At 50.9% G+C, this 18634-nt stretch carries 11 protein-coding genes; 10 read left to right on the top strand and 1 reads right to left on the bottom strand.

All coding sequences use genetic code 11. From position 1 onward, the window contains the following. Nucleotides 1–176: 176 nt before the first annotated feature. From gatC to PKO01S_RS23510, 7 genes are all read left to right on the top strand, one after another. The gene (gene gatC, locus PKO01S_RS23540) at nucleotides 177–464 is read left to right on the top strand and encodes an Asp-tRNA(Asn)/Glu-tRNA(Gln) amidotransferase subunit GatC (protein WP_127533895.1); all 288 of its coding nucleotides are present in this window, start codon (nucleotides 177–179) and stop codon (nucleotides 462–464) included. Nucleotides 465–503: 39 nt separating this feature from the next. Further along, entirely contained in the window at nucleotides 504–1961 is a 1458-nt protein-coding gene (gatA, locus tag PKO01S_RS23535; RefSeq protein WP_127533894.1) for an Asp-tRNA(Asn)/Glu-tRNA(Gln) amidotransferase subunit GatA, read from the top strand. Between the two features lie 272 nt (nucleotides 1962–2233). Further along, nucleotides 2234–3673: an Asp-tRNA(Asn)/Glu-tRNA(Gln) amidotransferase subunit GatB gene (gatB, locus tag PKO01S_RS23530; protein ID WP_127533893.1), complete on the top strand. Its 1440-nt coding sequence runs from the start codon at nucleotides 2234–2236 to the stop codon at nucleotides 3671–3673. Nucleotides 3674–3801: 128 nt separating this feature from the next. Further along, the gene (locus tag PKO01S_RS23525) at nucleotides 3802–4512 is read left to right on the top strand and encodes an MgtC/SapB family protein (protein WP_127533892.1); all 711 of its coding nucleotides are present in this window, start codon (nucleotides 3802–3804) and stop codon (nucleotides 4510–4512) included. Further along, entirely contained in the window at nucleotides 4509–6665 is a 2157-nt protein-coding gene (locus PKO01S_RS23520; protein WP_127533891.1) for a DUF4097 family beta strand repeat-containing protein, read from the top strand. The genes PKO01S_RS23525 and PKO01S_RS23520 overlap by 4 nt, the downstream gene beginning before the upstream one ends. Nucleotides 6666–6779: 114 nt before the next feature. Then, the gene (perR, locus tag PKO01S_RS23515) at nucleotides 6780–7202 is read left to right on the top strand and encodes a peroxide-responsive transcriptional repressor PerR (protein ID WP_127533890.1); all 423 of its coding nucleotides are present in this window, start codon (nucleotides 6780–6782) and stop codon (nucleotides 7200–7202) included. 153 nt (nucleotides 7203–7355) lie between these two features. After that, nucleotides 7356–9086, top strand: coding sequence for a glycosyl hydrolase family 18 protein (locus PKO01S_RS23510; RefSeq protein ID WP_127533889.1), 1731 nt, complete (start codon nucleotides 7356–7358; stop codon nucleotides 9084–9086). Nucleotides 9087–9202: 116 nt separating this feature from the next. On the opposite strand, the gene PKO01S_RS23505 is transcribed toward PKO01S_RS23510, so the two are convergent. Continuing rightward, entirely contained in the window at nucleotides 9203–9607 is a 405-nt protein-coding gene (locus tag PKO01S_RS23505) for a DUF2614 family zinc ribbon-containing protein (protein ID WP_127533888.1), read from the bottom strand. Between the two features lie 145 nt (nucleotides 9608–9752). Between PKO01S_RS23505 and PKO01S_RS23500 the strand changes: the two genes are divergently transcribed. The 3 genes from PKO01S_RS23500 (at nucleotide 9753) to PKO01S_RS23490 (ending at nucleotide 18378) form a co-directional block, all read left to right on the top strand. Continuing rightward, the gene (locus PKO01S_RS23500) at nucleotides 9753–10658 is read left to right on the top strand and encodes a nucleotidyltransferase-like protein (RefSeq protein ID WP_127533887.1); all 906 of its coding nucleotides are present in this window, start codon (nucleotides 9753–9755) and stop codon (nucleotides 10656–10658) included. A gap of 257 nt (nucleotides 10659–10915) precedes the next feature. Then, the gene (locus PKO01S_RS23495; RefSeq protein WP_127533886.1) at nucleotides 10916–11869 is read left to right on the top strand and encodes a copper amine oxidase N-terminal domain-containing protein; all 954 of its coding nucleotides are present in this window, start codon (nucleotides 10916–10918) and stop codon (nucleotides 11867–11869) included. A 584-nt stretch (nucleotides 11870–12453) separates the two neighbouring features. Next, nucleotides 12454–18378 carry a glycoside hydrolase family 78 protein gene (locus PKO01S_RS23490; protein WP_127533885.1) on the top strand — a complete coding sequence of 1975 codons (5925 nt, stop codon included), beginning with the start codon at nucleotides 12454–12456 and terminating at the stop codon, nucleotides 18376–18378. Nucleotides 18379–18634: the final 256 nt, after the last annotated feature.

The raw sequence follows: 18634 nt of genomic DNA, 5'->3' as shown, positions 1-18634 counted from the left end.
GGACAACATGTCCGCCGGGTTGCCATTTTTGTTTGCCGGACAGCGCGCTTAATCGGTGGTGATAGGAGGCTTTCTGCCTTGCAGAAGAACAGAAGGCGGGCCGCGCCGCCCTTCTTTTTTTGCCAGCCATCGGCTATAATATGAAGAATGACCGCGAGAATGGAAGGAGAATGACGATGAGTATTACGACGAACGATGTCGAGCATGTCGCCAACCTGGCGCGTCTTGCGTTGACCGACGAAGAGAAAGAGACGTTCACGGTACAGTTGAACGCGATTTTGAAATATGCGGAGAAGCTGAACGAGCTGAACACGGACGGCGTGGAGCCGACTAGCCATGTGCTGCCGTTGGCGAATGTAATGCGTGCTGATGAGGTACGGCCATCCGTATCGAATGAGACGGCGCTGCGCAACGCTCCGGATGATGAAGACGGACAAATTAAAGTGCCGGCGGTGCTTGAGTAGCTAGCCGGATGGTTCGACATATGAAGGGAGGAACGACTGTTGGCACTGTTTGATTTGCGCTTACAGGATATACATAACCGATTGAATAATAAAGAGCTGTCAGTATCCGAACTGACGGAAGCTTCGTACAAGCGGATTTCGGAGACGGAGCCTGCGGTAAAAGCGTTCATTACGCTGAATGAGGAAGGCGCCCGCGCCCAAGCGGCAGAGCTCGACAAGCAGCTTCAGGCAGGCGGCGAGCGCGGCTTGCTGTTCGGTCTGCCGGCCGGCATCAAGGACAACATCGTAACGGAAGGAATTACGACGACTTGCGCCAGCCAATTCCTGCGCAATTATGATCCGATCTATGATGCAACGGTAACGAAGAAGCTGAAAGCGGCGCAGTCGGTTGCGATCGGCAAGCTGAACATGGACGAGTTCGCGATGGGCGGCTCCAATGAGAATTCGAGCTTCCATACGACACGCAACCCGTGGAATACGGAACATGTACCGGGCGGCTCTAGCGGCGGCTCTGCGGCATCGGTCGCTGCGGGACAAGTTTATTTCTCGCTCGGCTCCGATACGGGCGGATCGATTCGTCAACCGGCATCGTACTGCGGTATCGTAGGCTTGAAGCCAACATACGGCCTTGTTTCGCGTTTCGGCCTCGTTGCATTCGCTTCGTCGCTGGACCAGATCGGTCCGCTGACGAAGAACGTAGAAGATTCCGCTTATGTTCTGCAAGCGATCGCAGGCTACGATAACATGGATTCGACGTCTGCGAACGTGGACATTCCAGACTACACGTCCGCTCTGACGGGCGACGTCAAAGGGCTTCGCATCGGCGTGCCGAAGGAATATATCGGTGCAGGCGTTGATCCGAAAGTAAAAGAAGCGGTGCTCGGCGCTCTGAAAGTATACGAGAGCCTCGGCGCGACGTGGGAAGAAGTATCGATGCCGCATACGGAATATGCAGTGGCAACGTACTACTTGCTCGCTTCGTCGGAAGCGTCGTCCAACCTGGCACGCTTCGACGGTGTCCGTTATGGCGTTCGCGCAGACAATCCGGACAACCTGATCGACCTGTACCGCAAATCGCGCAGCCAAGGATTCGGCTCTGAAGTGAAGCGCCGTATCATGCTCGGCACCTACGCGCTCAGCTCCGGCTATTATGATGCCTACTATAAGAAAGCGCAGCAGGTTCGGACGCTCATCAAGCGCGATTTCGACCAGGCGTTCGAGAAGTACGATGTACTGATCGGACCGACGGCTCCGACGACGGCGTTCCGCATCGGCGAGCAAGTCGGCGATCCGCTAACGATGTACTTGAACGACATTTTGACGATTCCGGTCAGCCTTGCGGGCGTTCCGGCGGTCAGCATTCCATGCGGACTTGCGGACGGTCTCCCGGTCGGCTTGCAAATTATCGGCAAAGCGTTCGACGAATCGACGGTACTGCGCACGGCTCACGCGTTCGAGCAGCACACCGATTTCTACAAGGCCCGCCCTCAGCTGTAGGCGAAGTAACATTCGAATATTAGCGTCGATTAAGATTAATCGACGCCTTCCCCTTATAAAAAAAAGACAAGTTGGATTCGACGCAACGCAGCTTGCGGAGCAGGCGGCATTGATTCTGTAGAAGCGTCAGCGTTCGCCTTTGTCTTCGGATTGTAACCTCGTAACGATCTTATGGGATCAGGACAATCCGAAGACAACAGCGATCGAAAGAACAATGCCGTCTGCGCAGCAGCACGCACCTTCGTTTCCGACTCATGCAGGAGGATCAAACTATGTCGACCCAATACGAGACCGTGATCGGCCTAGAAGTGCACGTCGAGCTGCATACGAACAGCAAAATCTTTTGCGGCTGCTCGACCGCCTTCGGCGCGCCGCCGAATACGCATACGTGTCCGATCTGCCTCGGCCATCCCGGCGTGCTGCCGGTGTTGAACCGCCAGGCGGTAGAGTATGCGATGAAAGCGTCCATGGCGCTTAATTGCACCGTAGCGGACGTAAGCAAGTTCGACCGCAAAAACTATTTTTACCCGGACAGCCCGAAGGCTTACCAAATCTCGCAATATGACCAACCGGTCGGCGAGCATGGCTGGATCGATATCGAAGTGAACGGCCAGACGAAACGGATCGGCATTACGCGCGTTCACCTCGAGGAAGACGCGGGCAAACTGACGCACGTGGACGGCGGCTATGCGTCGCTCGTCGACTTCAACCGTGTCGGTACGCCGCTCATCGAGATCGTCTCGGAGCCGGATATCCGCACACCGGAAGAAGCGAAGGCGTACTTGGAGAAAATCCGTGCGATTATGCTCTATTGCGACGTATCCGACGTGAAGATGGAAGAGGGCAGCATGCGCTGCGACGCGAACATTTCGATTCGTCCATATGGACAAGAGAAATTCGGCACGAGAGCCGAGCTCAAGAATATGAACACATTCAGAGGCGTGCAGCGCGGGCTGGAGTACGAGCAATGGCGTCAAGCTGAAGTGCTCAACAGCGGCGGTGAAGTTGTACAAGAGACGCGCCGTTGGGACGAAGCGCAGGGCAAGACGCTGTCGATGCGTGGCAAGGAACAAGCCCATGATTACCGCTACTTCCCGGATCCTGACCTCGTGCGAATGAATATCGATGCGGAGTGGAAGGAGCGCATTCGCGCTTCGATTCCGGAGCTTCCAGATGCGCGCAAAGCGCGTTATGTTGCAGAGTATGATCTGCCGTCGTACGACGCAGAAGTGCTGACGTCGTCGATGAAGATGGCTAATTTCTTCGAAGAGAGCTTGAACTACACGAAGGATGCCAAGGCGGTATCGAACTGGATCATGGGCGATCTGCTAGGCTACTTGAATGCGAATAACTTGGAGTTCGGCGATATTAAGCTGACGGCGCAAGGTCTCGGCGAGATGATCGGATTGCTCGAATCGAATACGATCAACAGCAAGATCGCGAAGACCGTATTCAAAGCGATGCTTGAATCGGGTAAGCTGCCGAAGCAAATTGTCGAAGAGCAAGGACTCGTTCAAATCAGCGATGAAGGCGCGGTCAAGGAGATCGTCGTCCAGATCGTAGAGGCGAACCCGCAATCGGTGGCGGACTACAAAGCCGGCAAAGAGAAAGCGATCGGCTTCCTCGTCGGTCAAGTCATGAAAGCTTCCAAAGGCAAAGCCAACCCGGCGCTTGCGAACAAGCTGCTGGTGGAAGTACTGAGCCAACTGTAAAATAAGTTTGTGCTTTACGAAGAGCTGTCCCAATCCGGGACAGCTTTTTTATTGTCGACCGCTCGTGATTGTGCTGATTCCGCATACAATGTGATACAATCATTTTTAATCGAAAGGATGGATGGTATATGACGGGCGAAGTCGCAAGTCCATGGTTCCTTGATACTACCCATATGCTGCTGCGAATGGGTCTTGCGCTGCTGCTCGGCGGTTTGATCGGCTTCGAACGGGAGCAATCCAATCATGCAGCGGGACTTCGGACGAATACGCTCGTATGTCTCGGTTCTTGCTTATTAATGATGCTGTCCATGTATGGCTTCGGCGATTTTGCGGTGGAGCCGAACGTCCGGCTGGATCCTGCACGGCTTGCTGCGCAAGTCATTACGGGGATCGGCTTCTTGGGAGCCGGCACGATTCTGTTCACCGGCAAGTCTATCACTGGATTGACGACGGCTGCATCGCTGTGGGTCGTTTCGGCTATAGGATTGGCGGTAGGGGCAGGATTTTATATCCCGGCCGTAGCGGCTACGGTAACGGTATTCTTTATTTTGTGGGCGATGAACAAGGTGGAGAAGCGGTTTCTGCGGGGCAAGAGAGAGCAGCTTCTGCGTATCTACGCCGATGACCGCTCTGTACTGCTCAGGGCAATGAATGCCATTATTCATGAGAGAGATATTATCGTCCGCAAAATGATCGTTCATGATCGTTCGGAACACGATGAACACGTGGGCAAGGTGATGGTGCAAATGAATGTAACGCTGCCGAAACAGCAGTCCATCATGCTGCTCGTCAATGATATTAACGATGTGGACGGCGTTAGAGGAGTGAGCTCGGAATGACGGAAAGGAACAGCTCCCCGCAACCGCGCCGAACAGGATCGGACGGCCGGTTCAGCATGAGAAGATGGGCGGCGGTGTTCGCTTCGTGCCTCGTGCCGGGAGCAGGCCATTGGATACTCGGCCGGCATGCGAAAGGATTGCTGCTCATGTCGGCTGCGGCGCTAGATGTCGCGGCGATTATTAAATTGGCTGATACGGCAGGCGGGCGCCACTTGCTGCTGATTGTGTATTTGGGCATGGCGCTGCCTGCGTTATATTTCTACGGGGTGTTCGATACGCTGCAGACGACTGGATCGGCGCGTGCTGAAGAAGAACCGTTAGCTGAAGGTGAGACAGCAGTTGATGACAGCACCACGTCCGTAGATCAGGAAGGCGTTGCAACGGTGGTGGATCGGAGCAGATATACGAGCGGAGACGAAGCTTTTCGCTGGCTGCACGCCGTTCCTATTATTGTTGCAGGTTTGCTTCTGCTGTTTCTCCTTCGCATGCCGGACAAGCTGCGGCCATGGCTGGATTCGGCTGGAGATTATGGAGCACCGGTATTGTTGCTGGCTCTGACCGCATGGATTGCGCTTCGGCGGAGAGAAGACGGCCGTTATCGGTTAGGACGATGGACGGCTGCTGTGCTTTCGCTGGGGACTGGGGTGCTGCTGCTGTCGGATGAATGGACGGGCAACGAACATATTGCTCTTCTTGGAAGCTGGTGGCCGCTGCTGTTCGTGTTGATCGGCGGGGAGCTGCTCGCATACAGCTTGCGCAGACGGTCGGTGCCGAGGAGGTTGTCGACAGATATGTCGGCTGTAACGGCGGCGGTCGTCGTCGCGGTTACAGCTTACAGCATTACACAGTATGCGGAGCTTCCGTTCCGCTGGCTGGATCAGTGGGCGGCACAGCGCAGCGGCTATTCGAACTTCAGTGAGGAGAAAGGGTTCAGCTACGATAAGGAGACTGTATCCGCGGACGTTCCGGCTGATCTGAAGCGGATCGTCATCGATAATCCGAATGGCAATGTTTATGTTCAGAGGGGCACCTCGAATCAGATCGTGATCAAATCGACCGTATGGATCGATTCCTCCGACCGTGCTCAGGCAGATAGCGCGGCAGCGGGCACGGCGGTTGAGCTTACCGCTCAAGAAGAAACGTCAATTAAGACGGTGCTGCAAGGGTTCGGCGAGGGCGGGGAACGGAAGCCGCGCGTCAATGTCACGATCTTCTTGCCTCCATCGGTTGTGGATGCGGTTCCGATCGATAAGGCTAACCCTGGTAACGGGCAGCAAGATTCAACTGACAATCCGGTAACGGAAAACGCGCCAATCGAGCAGCAGGGTATAGCTAATGCAACGGATCTGACAGATGCGGCCGGTACAACAGATACGATAAGTTCAACCGATACTGCTGGCGCAGGCAGCCAGAATCAGACGCCAATCGTGCCGCTCACATCCCAACAAGATCAAACGCTTGCCCCTGACGGACAATTGACAGATGATGTTCCTGAACAGCCTGAGAAGAAAGCAGAGGCGAAGGAGGAGCAACTGCCGTTGGAGTTGCGTATACAAATTCAGAGCGGGGATGCGGAAGTGTTCGATCTTGCCGCTCCTTCCGCTGTGACGATCGACATTGGCAACGGGAGGATCGTTGCCCAGCGGATCGCCGGTACGGTATCCGCGAAGGCAGTGAACGGAAGCGTGCAGGTGATGCAGGTGTCGGGCGAGGTCGCAGCATCGGTCAGCAACGGTGCCATTAACGTCGTCGAAGCGGGCGGCAATGTTACGGCATCGACTGCGAACGGCGGCATACACTTGAATCAAGTGCTCGGCGATATTGAAGTGGAGACGAAGAATGGCGAGGTATCTGTTCGCGAAGCAGCCGGCCGGGTCAAAGCGGATACGCTGAACGGCACGATCGAGGTGTACAGCGGTACGGTGGGCGGCGATTGGGACATTGTCGGGCTTGTCGGCGATGTTCGGCTTCAACTGCCGCCAGACGGAAGTTACGAATTGAACGGATCGGTTACGTTCGGCCAGATTCGGATCGATCCCGGATTGCCGCTGACTTCTGTGCGCAAGACGGTTCGAGGCACTATCGGAGGCGGAGAGCACCGGATATATGTTAATGCCAACAGCAGCATTGTAATCGCTCCCTTCGCACAGTAGGCAAAAGGACCACCTCTTTCCGGTTGACGAAAGCGCGAAGGAGCGCTTTCATTGACAAAAACTTTAATTTGAACGTACAATAATTTAAATGATGCGAAAAGGGCGTGTATGGGTATGGGTGCCACCGTTGAGAGAGCACTTGAACAACTTAAAAATAACGGCGTCCGGATGACTCCTCAGCGTCACGCGATTTTGAGCTATCTAATGAGCGTAATGTCACATCCAACAGCAGACGAAATTTATAAGTCTTTGTCCCCACAGTTTCCTAGTATGAGTGTGGCGACGATTTATAATAACTTGCGGCTGTTCGTCGAGGCGGGACTTGTCCGAGAATTGACCTATGGCGATTCGTCGAGCCGTTTTGATGCGGATCTGTCGGATCATTATCATGCGATCTGCAAGTGCTGCGGCAAGATCGTCGATTTTGAATATCCTCCTCTGCTCGAGGTCGAACGGGCGGCGTCCAAGACGACAGGCTTTACGGTCGAAGGGCATCGGATGGAGATTTACGGCGTCTGCGATAAGTGCTTAACATAACCTTCCGGTTAACAAACGAAGCTTTTCGCGTTATTGTTTCGTATATAGTCATATGCGCGATTACGTGCAGAAGGAGGCTAGTCTTCCCGCTGCACGTTTTTATTTGATGCACTCTATATTCATACAACAGGCGACAACAAGGAGCGTGTTACAGTGGAAACGATACGTCTGCGCGTTGGCGGCCGAAGAAGGCGGCGGCGCGGAGCTGCGGTCTACATCGTTCTGGTTCTGATCGGAGCAGCAATCGGTGCATGGATCGGCTGGAAGCAGTTGGCGCCGAATAAGGAACATGTGAATCCCGATTACGGCAGCGGCTATGCATTGTTTTACGAAGGTAATTCGTTAGATAGACATGCGGTGATGGACGGCAACGAGCTTAAGCTCCCGCTGTCCGCGATTCAAGAAGTAATGGGCGATAACGGTCCTATCCGTTACGAGGAAGAGAGCGGGTCCATCATTCTTACGACGGCTGACCATGTACTCCGGATGAAGACGGATGAACTGACCGCTACGCTTAACCGGAAGCCGTACGAGCTTCGGGTCGCGGCAGAGAAGCAGGACAATGAGGTTTATTTGCCGGTCGAACCGTTGACGCAATTGTATGGGCTTCAAGTTGAGTACAAGCCTGCCAGTGGGACGGTGACCCTTCTGCAAGCAGGTGATACGGCAGAACGAGTAAAGCCGAAGAATGAGAAGAAAAGTATTCCGATTCGTACGAAGCCTTCGATTAAAGCGCCGATCGTTGAACAAACGGCCGGAACGGGTGTCATGCGAATGTGGCGTGAAGAAAATAAGAAGTGGTTATATGTTCAGGGCGCGGATGGAGCAGTCGGTTATGTGAAAGCTTCGGATGTAACCGAGGCAGGAAGCGAGACGGTTCCAATGGCAGAGACGCCCAAGCCATTCATTGCACCTAAGCTGACAGGCGGTCAAATTAATTTGACGTGGGAAGCGGTGTACAACAATCCGATCGACACGTCGTCCATTGGCGAGATGCCGGGTGTTAACGTCGTTAGTCCGACTTGGTTCGAACTGAAGAATGGCGATGGGGATATTGTAAGCAAAGCTGATGCGAAATATGTGAAGTGGGCGCACAACCGCGGCATGCACGTATGGGCATTGTTCAGCAACGGCTTCGAGCCGGAGCGGACGACGCAGGCGCTTGCTAACGTCGATACTCGCTTCCGCATGATCCAACAACTGCTCGCATTCGCGCAGTTATACGATCTGCAAGGCATTAATGTCGACTTCGAGAACGTTAAGTTATCGGACAAAGCCAACGTCGTTCAATTCGTTCGCGAGCTGACGCCGCTGCTGCATGAACAAGGTCTTGTCGTATCGATTGACGTGACTCCTAAGGGCGGCAGCGATACGTGGTCTAATTTTTTGGACAGGCCGGCTCTTGGGAAGACCGTCGATTACATGATGTTGATGGCATATGACGAGCATTGGGCGACCAGTCCGGAAGCGGGCTCTGTTGCCTCGCTGGGTTGGACGGAGCAATCATTGGCGCGAATTTTGAACGAGGATCGAATTCCGTCGGAGAAAATGGTACTTGCCATGCCGCTATACACGAGGGTATGGACGGAGAAAGACGGCAAGGTCAGCTCCAAAGCGATTGGCATGGAGAAAGCGGCTTCGATTGTGAATGACCAGAAGCTGAAGCAGGTGCTGGATCAAGAGTCAGGCCAACATTATGTAGAGTATCAGGAGGACGGCGGCCGTCAGCGGATTTGGCTGGAAGACGCGACTTCGTTGAAGGCGAGAGTTGCACTCGTGCATAAATATAAGCTGGCCGGCGTTGCGACCTGGCAGCGCGCTTTTCAAGGCGGAGATGTATGGAGTACGATTAACGGCGCCTTGAAGGGACAAGCGAAGCAGTAAGAAGCCATCATATCTATTCATTGTATAGATGCAAAAATCCCCTTGTACGGTGCCAAGAGGCATACGGTGCAAGGGGATTTTTATGTATGCGTCAAACGATGAAGCTGCTTAGGAGCTTAGGCTTGCGGAGGCGCCGATGCTGTAACCGTGTCTTGCTTTCCGGCAGCAGGCTCGAACGTCTCGTCGTTCAGATCGGTTGCGATCGACGGATCAACCGTCATTTTCGTTTTGCAATGCATGCAGCGGTCGACTCGGCCAATCATCTTCGTGTGCTTGCTGCATTCCGGACATTGAATCGTCTTAACGCTGGTAGACATCATGCCTGCCCAGAAGTAGATGCCGACGCTGACAAGCATCAGAATCGAACCGAGCACCATGAATGCTCCGGCGAATATTCGTCCGGCTGTGTTGTTGAAGAATACGATACCGGCCGTACCGAAGATCATCATGCCCATACCGCCGAGCATAAATAATAAGCCCCAAAGTCGAAATTCGTTGATTTTAGCTGTTTTAAAGAACACGGTGGAAGCTCCCTCCAGTTATTGTCGAAAAATGCCGGAGATGATTCGCATATCTTAGCAGGAATCAGCCGGACGGTTGTCGAACTAGTATGCTGTAGACTAATATTATAGCCGAAACCTCTCGGTTAAGCTATATGGAGGCCTCATGGAACATATAAAACAGCATTTTGTCGAAAGTTATAAGAATGACAGTGGTCTGATCAGCTTGGCGGCGATTGAGAATCCGGTCCCTTATAATCCTCTTATCGACGGACATGATCTGCTGCTGCTGATCGTATCGGAACGGTCGGAGCTTGCGGGCCGAACAGAGCATTTGCGAATCGACGGCGAACGCGTGCTTGTGCGCACGGTTGATAAGGAAATGCTTAACCGCTGGATTTATGGCGGAGAGAACCGAAGCATTATACAGTGGCTGGAGCGGGGGCAGTTGCTCATTGACCGCGACGACTATTTGATGAATATTCGTAACTCTTTAATGGTATTTCCGGATCTGTTCCGGGAACAGAAACGTCTTGTCGAATTTGCCGCGTATATCCGCACTTACCTTCAGGCGAAGCAGGATATGCAGGATGGAAATCTGCTCGACGCCTATTCGAATATTTTGGCAGGGCTGCATCATTGGGCGCACATTGCGCTGATTGAAGAAGGACAGCATCCCGAGCTGACAGTGTGGCGCCAGCTTCGCCGGGTTCATCCTGGCATTTACAAGCTGTACGAGGAGTTGACGGCAAGCTCCGAGACGCTTGAACAGCGCGTGCAGCTCGTTATGCTGGCATGCGAATTCACCGTCATGAGCAAAATGAAAGCGTGCTGTTCGCTGCTGCTCCGCACGCTTGCAAGCCGTCCGGAACCGTGGAGCATTATGGAGCTTCAGAATCATCCGGTATTCGCTCATCTGCACGTAGACCTGTCACTCATGCTGCAGAAGCTGGTCAACCGCTCGTTCGTCCGCGAGGTCGCCTTCATTTCCGAAACTGGCGATCCGGAAGCGCTTGAGCTCCGCTACACCGTGATTTCGTCAGCGGATTCGGATCGTACGAACGCAGGATAGTTGATTTTTGGCAAATTTGGTCCTATAATAAGGACAAATGTAAGAATTGTACGGACAGGAAGCACCTGTCCGCTTCGATGGCTATTTGCCTTCGATGCGGGCGGGTGCTTTTTTTGTTGCGTGCAAGTTGGTTGTCATTGTGATGTGATTTGTGATGTTCTACGTTGTAAAAAAATGTACGCAGATTAGGAATGGAGTGATAGAATGTCAATAATTAGGAATTGTTGATGGAAATTATGAAGAGAGGTTGATGACCCGTGAAGAAAAAAGTAATTATTATAATTGCAATGCTAACTATGATGCTTGGCACTGTTGCTGCTGGCACACAAGCTGCCGATGGCCCTTACAGCATTTCGAAGCTGATTCACACACCGCTTCCAATCGAAGTGTTGATCAACGCACGCAAAATTCAGTTCACTGACGCGCGTCCGGTGAACGACAATGGCTCCGTATTAGTGCCAGTGCGTGTAGTGTCCGACAATTTAGGGGGAGCGCTCTCCCTTAACGGCAAAGATATTACGATCATCAATGGTGATCGAACGATTAAACTGACAATCGGTGCTAAGATCGCAACGGTGAATGGCCAGACGATCACGCTTAATGCGGCTGCCAATGCAGTGAACGGAAGGACTTACGTGCCGCTCCGGTTCGTCAGCGAAGCGTTTGGCGAGAAGGTAGAATGGGACAGCGTGAATCAATTCGTGTGGATTGGAAGCAAGGACATTCCGAAGCTGGAGGACGTCGCGGAGCTCGTCGATATTAAGCCGTTTTTGCCTTATTACAAGGGAGTGGAAGGGTATCTGGATCCGTACTGGACAGGTATCAAGGCTATGAAAGCATATGTGGTAGAAGAAAAAGATTTTCCTTTCTTATTGCATGAGTCCTATTATTACCGATGGGATTTAATTAAGAGCGTTGGTGGAAGTACATACATTCGTTCATCTACGACACAGACAGGCTCAATGGGAACTGGTTTCTTTTTTCTCTCGAATGATAAAAAATATCGCAGTCGTACAGAACTTGCAGGAGTTAGGGAAGTAATTGGGGGATTTCGAATTCATTATTATGGGGAAACCGATATTTCTGACAAAGATAACTTTGGCGATATGAACTATATAAACTTCAAGCTAAGCAATGTTGATTACATTGGAATAAGGGATTCGATAGATACCAAAGCCTATCCGATTTTAGTCAAAAATCCATATAAATAAGGTGATTCACTATGAAGAAGTTTAATAGTCTTGTTCTTACCTTCACCATTTTGGCGGGTCTTATACCCGCTTTTTTTGTATCCAATGTTGCAGAAGCAGCGCTTGGAGATAACGCAAGTGTAACAACGATTAACCGGGTCGTGGAAGGGCAGTCTCGTTATGTGGCTGTTGGATTTATGTACTACGAGATCATGAGTAAAAATGACGGGACATGGGATTTGACCAAGCCGCATCCTGAAGTAGGAAGTTATTCGGCATCAACTGAAGATGTAAATCATCAGTATACCTTTAATTTTCCGGATCGAAGAGTTCGAAGTGTGACTGTGAAGCCTTTCAATCCAATTTCACATAGTGATATATTCTTTGATTCCCGTACGGGTACAGAGCCGTGGGAAGCATATGAATCATTTGTTAGTTCAAGCATTACGAATTATCAAACCACAAATATTAGTGGTGTCGGTACCTCAACTGTTTCATTTTATGCAAATGTTTCTGCGTTATTAGAATCAAGGGATACATATAATGTTCGAAAGCAATACAAGAATGAAGGAACGGACTACTGCCCCAAATGCACAGACGATGCGTTGATCTACCGTTACTACATTCCCGTTCTCTTCGAAATCCAACTAGACGGCAGAGAGGTCGTCCATCACTACTTAACGGACGGGACAAACATTGATGCCGATTTCCCGAATCAATCCTTCAATGTTAGCCAAGGGGGCTCCCTTGCGCTTACTCCCGCGACGAACTCCAAGTACGAATATGTCGGTTATAAGAAGTCAACAGAAGGTCCGCCAAGCGGAGGTACAATCTCATCTGGAACTCCACCGGACGTAACCTATAACGGTGCATATGACATTTACCACGTCAATCTCTACTATAAAGTAAAAACCGATAACGGGATTGCTCATATCCGACATCTGGACCGTAATGGTAATCCTATACCTGGATTAACGGACCGGGATGAGGAGTTGATCGCGAATCAACCATTCCGCTCCGATTCAACGCCGCCTCCAGCTAACTACAAATACGCAGGTTACGTGAAAACAACAACGGGTGACCCTCCTAACGACTTTGCCAATCCGACGCCGGCGCCTGCCGAGTACCCGCCAATTGCAACTTACAACCCGGCATCATTCAAGACCCTTTACCTCTATTATGTCTACGACGTAGTGAGTGCAGGTAAAGTGCACGTGCGTCATATGGCGAAGACAGGAGCTGCTGGCTCTTATAAGAAAGTGGGGGAAAAGACGATTCCAATCACTACGCTGCCGAGTACGAGAACGGAGTATGCGGATTCAAGCTATGGAACGGTTCTTGGGAATAGCGTAGGGTTTACAGCTTATACGGACACGCCTGCCAGTAGCTCGAATAGTGCGTATGTCAGTGTAAATGCAGCGTCACCGGAAGTTTTTATTACGTTCTTTTATCAAGGGACGGCCAATTTTACAGGTGATTTTGACGTTCTGCCTGACACAATCAGTTACGGAGGAGGCTTCAAATTCCATCCGCGCGATTTTGAACTGAATGGCTGCGTTTATCGAGGTCATTACTACAAAATCGAGCGCGACGGCGCGTCGTGGGAATCATCGGTTGTTAACGGTATGACAACAGACAGCGTATATACATCCTCTTCCTACCCTTGGTTAATTGGTGCCGGCAGTCACGCGATCTATATGAAAATCATTACGGACTGCGGGACAAGCAGTTGGATTGGACCTAAGACGCTCGCCGTCACTAGCCCGAATAACAACAATCCGCCAACGATTAAGGGCGGTTTTGTACGGCCTGGAGATTCGAGCAGAACCATTGTCAGAGAAGTTGTTGAAGGAAGCAGGCTCGATCTCAAAGTATGGGATGCGGCAGATCCGGACCGAGATCAAGTGATCTTCGATGGATATGATTTCGCCGCCGGCGACGCTTTTATAAGAAGCATTCCGGCTATCGGTACGCCGTACGGCATCGATTGGTCCGACATTCCAATGACTGCGCTTGGCTATCACACGGTTAAGGCTTACGTACATGATCAGTGGGGAGCGACGGGTTCCGTCACCATTATGATTAATGTCGTTCCTCACAACCCGGTCGCTGTGATAGACGGACCGGATTTTGCTATTGAGGGACGGCCATTAAGCGTACCGTTGACCTCCGATAGAAGCTACAGCCCTGCACAACGAACAATCGATCACAACCGGGACGAGTGGAAAAATAAAAAAACGGTGTACACCACGCCGGGCAGTGAGAGAATCGAGCTCGATGTGTACGATTCGCTTCGCTACAAATCGTTAACTCCGGCCGTGTATAACTTGCTAGTTAAGCCGGATCTGCCGCCTGATGTGAAGATCGGCGGGATGACGACATCGGTCCGAAAGACGAGCAACCCGTATACCATAAGCATCACTAGTCCGGACGGCGACAAGATCGTGAGTGAAACGGTCAAGGAATGGTACGATTCCGACAATGATGGCAGCTACGCAGACGAGACCCCGGTCACGTTATCGATGAACGCACAAAAGACCGTAGCTCGGACGTATGCGACAGTCGGCAAGCGGAAGCTGGAAGCATGCGGAACGGAGGACTGGGGCAAAAGCGCTTGTGCATCGATCATCATTGATGTCATCAATGACAGTCCATTCGTCTCGTTCGAAATGAAAGGCGACAACACTTCACCTCCTCTATATGGCAAGACCTACAAGCTGGATGCCGCAACGTTGTTCGGTCCAGCGTGGAAGACGACTGCCGGAAGCAAAGGCTGGATGATCAATCCGGCCGATAACGGACTGCTTGCTCCGGTTAACGGCCTGAAATCGAAGGCGGAGTGGAAAGGTCCTTCTGCAGCAGCTGTTACTGAATCACCTCCGGGTCAGACGAAGACTCCATTGTACGATGACTACGCAATAGTCATACGCCCGTACGTATATGGACCTTCTAATCGGTATACGCAAGGTTACGTCGTCGATGTCTATAAAGGAGATCTACTGCTTCGATCTCATGAAGCTGTTTCAGATGTGAGAGTAGATTCGCAGCAGCAGATCCTTTATATGATGGATGACAAAATGGACTATCTCTACACGTTCAGCCAGCTTGCGCAAGGATTGCCTGCAGAGAAGTCTGCTCCGGCTTTATCTACGCGCTGGTGGTCATCGGCGGGAGATGCGAGTTGGCTCTCGCAAGATGGCGGGACAGTAAATCAATTCTATTCAGTAAAGCCGTTTAAGTTTAATACGGACTTAAAATCGATTTTTACGATGCGAAATTTCCCGGCAGCCGACCAATACCAGCAGGATCAGCTCGTTAACTACACCTATGATTCGCCTTATCGGGCGAGCACTACGGTTGAGTTGGCCGATGATTTGCCGCCAGGCGCTTTCTCAGTGAGGAACGGGAATGAGGTTCCGATTACACCTATATCTCACCCGTTAGGCTATGATGCGAAGGGGAATTTCTACTACGAATCCTTCTCGACTTGGAGCTCACGGCCAGAGCCAGGCAGGTCCGTCACTTTCAACAATGTGTCACTGACCAAATTGGACGGGATAACCGGTCAACGCGTGTATACCGTTGCAGATGACTACTTATATGTGATGACGGATTTTATAACGGTTAGTGAAGGGTATTCGCCAGGAGGAGTCATTGCTAGCGATCCGGACGGGAACATCGCCTATGTTTATCGTAAGAGGGCTGCGGGGGATATCATGAACGCAATAGTCGTGGTTAGGGACGCTAGCGGCAACGCGATGAAGTCGTTGACTTTAACGGATGGCAAGAGTCAAATGATCGGTTCCTACCAAGATAAGATGATTGTTCTAAGCGGCAGCAACCTCATCGCGTATCGTTTCCATGATCTATCTGTTGCGTGGTCGACAGCGCTAGGCAGTGGAAACATTACGCCTAATAACGAGAACAACATTTTGACTACAAACGGCTACTGGTACTTTGTTACGAATTACGTTGGAACCAACCGTGACCATTCGGTACGTGTGGCGGATCTTAACAATGGGGCTGTCTCCACCATTTATCGCAGCAGCACATTATTTAATTCAATAGCGCCTCAACAAGATGGGCAGCTGTTGCTGTCAGATGGATCTGATCCGGTTATGCTTATCACTTCAATCCCGCAGGACCGGACGGAGGATGCATACGGCCAGTTTTACAGTGATGCGCTTCCGCGAGTGCCAGACTTTACGTTCAGCTTCAAAATGAAATACACACTCAATTCGGCTGTTAAATCAGACGTCTCATCTGGCGTTTCTTTCCGAATGAAGGATGCGAATAACATGTATCGCGTTGAGGCATCCAATGGCAGCGTACGTCTGGTCAAAATCGACAGCGGAGTTCGCAGTGTGATTAAGCAAGCAGCATACAGCATGCAGCGAAACGTGTATTCTTCATTCATCGTGAAAGCGATCGGTGAGTCGATCAAAGTGTACGTCAACGGCGCACCGTTGATTGATGCTGCCGACGCCACTTTTACAACGGGGATGTTCGGGCCATACGGGAATATCGAGCTATCGGTGCTGAAAGACATGGAACTCACGGAGATTATTATTAATAAATCGGTGACACCTAATACTGCGATTGTTCAAGAGCCGGTCAATTATGTCATTACGAATATGGATACGGAGAACGATCCGCTCATTCCCAATTTGACCAAATGGACGTATACGAAGACAAATGATAAGTTTTTAGATGCTAACGATGGACTATCAGGGCCATCTGAGCTGGAAGGAAAGACATTTACAATACCGAGGACGACATTCGATAAAGTTGGGGTATATGAAGTCAGCTATAGCGTAACAGATGATCCGTACCAGCCGGTTCATGCGTACCCGGATCCGATGTTTGCGAGCTATCAGGCGAAGTCTAATACAGCTGTCTCGTCAATAATCGTGCATCGGCGCCCTATTGCCAAATATGAAATATTCGTCAATGCAGACGGTACGCTCATCTGGTCAGATGCAAGTTATGATCCAGATCGTTATTTGAGCCGCGGGAATATTTCACAAGAGGTAACGGGCATCGATTACCGCAAAACGAAGGGGGTGCTTGAGAAGAAGTTCTACTACATTACGCCAAGCGGAAGAATGGTCAATGAGAAGCTTGTTGCGCCTCAGGAGAAGGGGAAATATGAAATCGGGTTGATGGTACGCGACGAATACGATGCATGGAGCGATTGGTATACGATAACGCTGGATGTGTCTAAGACAGCTGTTTCGAATAGTCCCCCGGTGGCGGGCTTTACGAGCTCACATATTAACACGTTCAGAGGAGTTCCGATCGTATTTGAATCGACGGCCTATGACTTCGAAGACGGAGCACGAGAGAATCTGCCGCATGAGTACTATTTGAAGAATCTTACGGCGAATTCGCCTGAATCATTGCAAAGTACGTCACGTACGAATTGGTCGAAGACCTTTACTACTCTGGGTATGTTCAAAATACGGCAAACGGTAGAAGACTCGCTCGGTGTATCGGCACAAGCAGAATTACAAGTAACGATCCATAACCGGCTTCCTGTTGCTAAAGTGAAGACACCGGACAGCTCGGATCAAACGATACCGACTAAGTTTGATACGCTTCGTCCTACATTTAAATGGACATATGATGATGCTGATGGTGATTTGGAACGGCAATACCAGGTTCGGGTTTATAGGTACGGTGGTGTGCTGCAAGCGGATTCGAATGCGATGGCGAGTCCGAACGGAGAACTGGCATTCACTGCACCGGAGGATTTGCCCGAGAATGTGAAGATGTACGTTGTTATACGTGTTCATGACGGATTCGACTGGAGCGATTGGAGCGAACCGAAATTTTTCTATATCGAGACGAACCAGCCGCCTGCTGCCGATTTTGACTGGACGCCTAAGCCGGTATGGGAAGGAGACACGCTGAAGCTAATCGATCGGTCGGCTGATCCGGATGGAGATGTTCTGACAACGCATTGGACGATAGTGACCCCTTCGCTTCAAACTCTTACTTATAATAGTGAGCCCGTAATCTCTAATGTAATGCCAGGTGTTTATCGCGTGAGGCTGGAGGTTTCGGATGGCCGGGCGACAGCAAGCGTAACGAAAGACATCACGGTGACTCCATTAACGATTGAAGCGGACATTCGCCATACGGACGATTGGAAGCAAATCCATGACCAAGAAGGCCATGAGACAAGGAATAATCCGAAAGACTTTTATGCGGGGGAAGTCATGCTCACTAATGTAAGAACAACCATGGGAGCTAGGGTACGCTCGGTAAAAGTTAAGCTGATTGCTGACGGGTTGGACGGTACCGATTTAACGATGGAGTGGCGAATGAACCAATCTGGTTCACTCGACCGTTTTGAAGCAGAAGTAATTGATTCTAGGTGGTCATCGCTGAAGAGCGGCTTGTCTCGCGGGAAGTACGATCTGCAGTTTATCGCGGTATATGATAACGGAGTGACGAAATCGACGAAGGTGCCATTCCGCATTATCGGTCCTATTCAAGAGACTGTAGAGGTGCACCGAAGACAGTAGAACGATAACATGACCGAATAAGCCTATAGCATTCAAAAGCTGATTTATAACAAAACCAAATGAATTTAGATAAGGCTATTGACTGCTATAGGCGGGTCGTGTTAAATTAGATCTCGCCGCTTTTGAAGCGGGCTGCTTCGAAGAAAAACAAGCAAAAAGATTTTAAAAAAATGCTTGCAATCGAATAGGCAGATGTGATAAATTATAAAAGTCGCCGCTGACGAAGCGGACGAAACAAAAGAAATAAAAAAGATTC

The organism is Paenibacillus kobensis NBRC 15729 (assembly GCF_004000825.1).
GTDB lineage: Bacteria > Bacillota > Bacilli > Paenibacillales > Paenibacillaceae > Paenibacillus_T > Paenibacillus_T kobensis.
Note: the sequence above shows the minus strand (reverse complement) of the source record. Positions and strands in the feature narration are given on the sequence as shown.

Coding starts and splice junctions, on each gene's coding strand:
- gatC (WP_127533895.1), top strand. CDS start 177: ATGAGTATTACGACGAACGATGTCGAGCATGTCGCCAACCTGGCGCGT.
- gatB (WP_127533893.1), top strand. CDS start 2,234: ATGTCGACCCAATACGAGACCGTGATCGGCCTAGAAGTGCACGTCGAG.
- PKO01S_RS23525 (WP_127533892.1), top strand. CDS start 3,802: ATGACGGGCGAAGTCGCAAGTCCATGGTTCCTTGATACTACCCATATG.
- PKO01S_RS23520 (WP_127533891.1), top strand. CDS start 4,509: ATGACGGAAAGGAACAGCTCCCCGCAACCGCGCCGAACAGGATCGGAC.
- perR (WP_127533890.1), top strand. CDS start 6,780: ATGGGTGCCACCGTTGAGAGAGCACTTGAACAACTTAAAAATAACGGC.
- PKO01S_RS23500 (WP_127533887.1), top strand. CDS start 9,753: ATGGAACATATAAAACAGCATTTTGTCGAAAGTTATAAGAATGACAGT.